3 protein-coding genes and 1 pseudogene are annotated in these 4896 nt (G+C 69.2%); all 4 read left to right on the plus strand.

Annotation, left to right across the window (positions count from 1 at the left end; all coding sequences use genetic code 11):
* Window positions 1-151: pseudogene (locus JK359_RS38345) on the plus strand (ATP-binding protein); the annotation flags it as partial.
* Between the two features lie 388 nt (window positions 152-539).
* The gene (locus JK359_RS38350; protein WP_201844344.1) at window positions 540-3791 is read left to right on the plus strand and encodes a sensor histidine kinase; all 3252 of its coding nucleotides are present in this window, start codon (window positions 540-542) and stop codon (window positions 3789-3791) included.
* A gap of 10 nt (window positions 3792-3801) precedes the next feature.
* Window positions 3802-4215, plus strand: coding sequence for a roadblock/LC7 domain-containing protein (locus JK359_RS38355; protein ID WP_004983065.1), 414 nt, complete (start codon window positions 3802-3804; stop codon window positions 4213-4215).
* Window positions 4216-4309: 94 nt separating this feature from the next.
* Window positions 4310-4879 (plus strand): DUF742 domain-containing protein, encoded by a 570-nt coding sequence (locus tag JK359_RS38360; protein WP_201844346.1) that lies wholly within the window; start codon window positions 4310-4312, stop codon window positions 4877-4879.
* The last annotated feature ends 17 nt before the right edge of the window (window positions 4880-4896 follow it).

Below are 4896 nucleotides of genomic sequence, written 5' to 3' on the forward strand. Positions count from 1 at the left end.
CCAGCAGCCCTACGCCCCCGAGGAAGTGCGGGAGGCGCTGCAGATCGGGCCGGACACCCCGATCATCACGACCGACGCCCGGCACCGCGCAGATGCCAAGAGTGCGCTGATCACGCTGGTGGAGCACGCCCTCATGGCGCGACTGAGGTAGGACTCAAGTGCGACCTGCGTGACGGCAGTTGTCGTAAGGAGATCGGAGCCGGCTGTGGCCTTTGACACGGTCGGCTCCGGCGTTCATAACAGTTCGGCAGAGGAATCGTCCGGCATCACCACGCGACGCGGTCGGGTGGTGCCACTGCGCTCACAAACGCCCCGCCTTTTGGCGGGGCTCGCTCTTTATGACCGTTTTATCTAGCGTTTACAACGGCTCAGTCACAGGGTTTCCGCTGTTTGGAATCGCGCTGGTCCACGTGCTGGAATGCCTGAACTGCCCAATGGTCAAAGACGTACTGAGTGCGTACTGAGTGGTCGATGACGAACCGGGCTCTGAGAGACTGCGGCACGACGAAGGTGCCGACCGCCGAGAGGTTGTTGGTCGAGTGAGGCGAAGCAAGAACGGTCCCGAGCCGTCGGCACGGGGCAACTTCACCCCGCCGCCGCGCGCTGCGGCGCCCACCCCCGTGCCCGGAACGGAGCCCGCGGCCCCTCCCGCATCCAGCGGCGGCCGCTTCTCTCCGCGGAACTGGCGGGTACCGACGCGTCTGAACGCGATCCTGCTCATACCCGTGGCGGTCGGTCTCGTCATGGGCGGCTTCCAGGTGAAGAACTCGATCGACACCTGGCAGCAGGCCCGCGACGCCGAGAACACCGCCCTCCTGGTGCGTGCCGCCCTCACGTACGCCGACGCCCTCGAGAACGAGCGTGACGTCACCGCGGCCCCGCTGCTGCTGCACAAGAAGGACGACGCGAGCAAGCAGCTCGTCGCCGGCGCCCGCAAGTCCACCGACCAGGCCGCCGCGGCCTTCGCCGAGGCGACGGAGAGCATGCCGGACGAGGCGGGCCTGGAGCGCCGGCTGAGGCTGTTCCACGAGGTCGAGCCGAAGCTGGCGCAGATCCGGCAGCTGGCGTACACGTCGAAGAACGTCGGCGTGAAGACCGAGGAAAGCTACGTCACCATCAGCCACCCCCTGATGGAGTTCGCCAACGAACTCGGTCTGGGCACCGGCAACATCACCTCCTACGGCCGTACCGTCTACGCCATCTCGCTGACCAAGGCGGCACTGTCGCTGGAGCGGTCGATCGGCACGCACCTGCTGGTCAAGCCCGGCCCGGACGCCCCGAACCTGGCGACCCAGCGGACCTCCCTGTCCTCGTACGCCTACCTCGAGCGCATCGCCGTCGAGGAGTACAAGGGCGGTGGCACCGAGGCCGACGCCCAGAAGCTCGAGGACGCCGGCGAGAAGATCAAGTCGGACGGTGCCGCCCTGGCCGCGAAGGCCAAGCAGAGCAACCCGAACTACGTCCCGCCGCCGGCCGAGCCGACCGACATGGTCACGGCGCTCGCCCAGATGCAGGACACCAGTGCGGCCACCCGTCAGCAGCTCGCCGCGGACGGCACCAGCGCCGACAACTGGTGGGCGGTCAACACGCTGAAGTACAAGGCCTACCGCCAGATCGAGTCGGACCTGGCCGACAAGGCGGTGAACGAGGCCTCGGACATCGCCGACGACGCCAAGACCTCCGCCTTCATCACCGGTGGCGTGGTCGTCGTCGCCCTGCTGGCCGCGTTCATCCTGGCCGGTCTGGTGGCCCGCCAGATGAGCCGCTCGATGCGCCAGCTGCGCAACGCCGCCTTCGGCATCGCCGAGCAGCGGCTGCCGATGCTGGTCGACCAGCTCTCCCGTACCGACCCCGGCCGGGTCGACACCCGGGTCACACCGATCCCGATCACCACCAAGGACGAGATCGGCGAGGTCGCCCGCGCCTTCGACCAGGTCCACCGCGAGGCGGTGCGGCTCGCCTCCGAGCAGGCGCTGCTGCGGGGCAACATCAACGCGATCTTCACCAACCTGTCGCGCCGCAACCAGTCGCTGATCGAGGGCCAGCTGACCCTGATCACCGACCTGGAGAACAACGAGGCCGACCCGGACCAGCTGGAGAACCTCTTCAAGCTGGACCACCTGGCGACCCGTATGCGCCGCAACGGCGAGAACCTCCTGGTCCTCGCCGGCGAGGAGCCCGGCCGCCGCTGGGACCAGCCGGTCCCGCTGGTCGACGTGCTGCGCGCCGCCTCCTCCGAGGTGGAGCAGTACGAGCGCATCGAGCTGTCCGGTGTGCCGGAGGCCGAGATCCACGGCCGCGCGGTCACCGACCTCGTGCACCTGCTGGCCGAGCTGCTGGAGAACGCCACCACGTTCTCCTCCCCGCAGACCAAGGTGCGTGTCACCGCGACCCGTCTCCCCGACGGCCGCGTCATGATCGAGATCCACGACAAGGGCATCGGCCTGACCGCCGAGGACTTCGCGGACATCAACCACAAGCTGGCCAACCCGCCGACCGTGGACGCCGCGATCTCCCAGCGCATGGGTCTGTTCGTGGTCGGCCGGCTGTCCGACCGGCACGGCATCCGGGTCCAGCTGCGCCCCTCGGGCGAGCAGGCGGGTACGACCTCGCTGGTCATGCTGCCGGACGCGATCACGCACGGTGGTGGCGGCGAGGCCCCGCTGGACCGCGAGGAGTTCACGGTCTCGCAGATCATCCCGGAGCAGCAGTTCCAGGGTGAGAGCTTCAACCAGGTGCAGCCGATGCGCACCGCCGCCGAACTCGGCTTCGACGACAGCCGGTACACGGAGGTCCCCGACGACATCCGTGACCTGGACCCGGTCGGCCGCTCCCTGATGCGCGAGGAGCGCCGCGCCGCCCTGGAAGCCCAGACGCACGGGCAGCCCGGCGATCCGCAGCAGGAGGCCGAGGCCGCCGCCGGGTACGCCGGCCCGCTCTTCGACGGACAGCAGGCGTACCAGGAGCAGCCGCGGCAGGCGTACGACGAGCAGCCGCAGCAGTCCTACGACGCACCGGCGTACGAGGAGCAGCAGCACGCGTCGTACGAGCAGCAGCAGCAGTACGAGCAGTCGTACGACGAGCAGTACTACACGCCGAACGGCGAGCCGCAGCGGAACGACGGCTTCGCCCCGAACGGCGGTTACCCGGAACCCTCGTCGGCGTATGCGGAGCCTGCCCAGGCACCGTCCTACCAGGACGACTGGCCGCAGCAGGACAGTTACCAGAACGGCTATCCGGCCCAGTACGCTCCGGAAGCGGAATCGTCGCAGGCCGCTGACGCGAGTGAGCGGAACCGCGTAGGCTTCGACCGTCCGGAAACGGCCTCCCCCGCAGCACACGAGCTGACCGATGCCGGGCTGCCCCGCCGCGGGTCCGCCCCGAGCGGTTCGCACGGCGCCGGCCACCCGAACGGCAAGGCGCGGGTGCAGCCGGAGTCGCCGGCCCCCGCTCCGGGCAACGCGCCCGCGACCAACGGTGACAGCGGCTGGCGGTCGGCGAACGACGAGCGGTGGCAGCAGGCCGCCCAGCTCCGGAAGCCCAAGGCAGGCGGGGTCACCGCCTCCGGTCTGCCGCGGCGGGTACCCAAGGCCAACCTTGTCGAGGGGACCGCCGAGAGCACCCCTCAGGGAGGCCCACAGGTCTCCCGCGCCCCGGAGGACGTCCGGGGCAGGCTGAGCAACCTGCGTCGGGGCGTCCAGCGCGGACGCAGCGCAGGCAGTGAAACGAACGGCCAGGCCACTAGGAATCAGCACAGTGGTCCTGACAGCACCTACAACCAGGAGCGTTAGTGTGAGCCCGATGAGCCAGGCGGCACAGAACCTGAACTGGTTGATCACCAACTTCGTGGACAACACCCCGGGGGTGTCCCACACGGTGGTGGTCTCCGCCGACGGACTCCTTCTGGCGATGTCCGAAGGCTTCCCCCGCGACCGCGCCGACCAGCTCGCGGCCGTCGCCTCCGGTCTGACGTCTCTGACGGCAGGCGCCTCCCGGATCTTCGAGGGAGGCAGCGTGAACCAGACGGTTGTGGAGATGGAGCGGGGATTCCTCTTCATCATGTCCATCTCCGACGGATCGTCGCTCGCTGTCCTGGCCCACCCGGAGGCGGACATCGGCCTCATCGGGTACGAGATGGCCCTTCTGGTGGACCGCGCGGGCACGGTCCTCACCCCGGATCTCCGTGCGGAGCTCCAGGGAAGCCTTCTCAACTAATTAACGGACGGTGCGTATTCGCGTCCCGGGGCCGTAAGGTTTCGGGACGCGGCTCCACACGGATGGGTGCCCGGCGCAGTCGGAGGAGGAGAAAGTGGCAACACCCCCAGGCGGTTCGTCTTCGGGCAACTGGTCGTACGGCCCTGCCCAGGGTCAGGGCGACGGTTCGGCGAACCGGTACAACTTCCCCTCCACCCCCAGCCACCGGCAGCCGTACGCCCCGCAGGGCCCGGGCCCGTCGCCGTACGACCAGCCGCAGGCTCCGCGTATCCAGCCGGTGCAGCCGCAGCGTCGTCCCGAGCCGGCCCCGGCCACGGCGTCGAACAACCCCCTGGTGCGTCCGTACGCCATGACCGGCGGCCGGACCCGCCCGCGCTACCAGCTCGCCATCGAGGCACTGGTGCACACCACCGCCGCTCCGCACCAGATGCAGGGCCAGCTGCCCGAGCATCAGCGGATCTGCAACCTGTGCCGGGAGATCAAGTCGGTGGCCGAGGTCTCGGCCCTGCTGACGATCCCCCTCGGCGTGGCCAGGATTCTCGTCGCCGACTTGGCGGAGGCGGGCCTGGTCGCCATCCATCAGCCCGGCGGCGACGAGAACGCCGGTGGCCAGCCAGACGTGACACTGCTCGAAAGGGTGCTCAGTGGACTTCGCAAGCTCTAGCGGCGGTCCTTCCCGCT

It is taken from the genome of Streptomyces actinomycinicus, assembly GCF_016741775.1.
Lineage (GTDB): Bacteria > Actinomycetota > Actinomycetes > Streptomycetales > Streptomycetaceae > Streptomyces > Streptomyces actinomycinicus.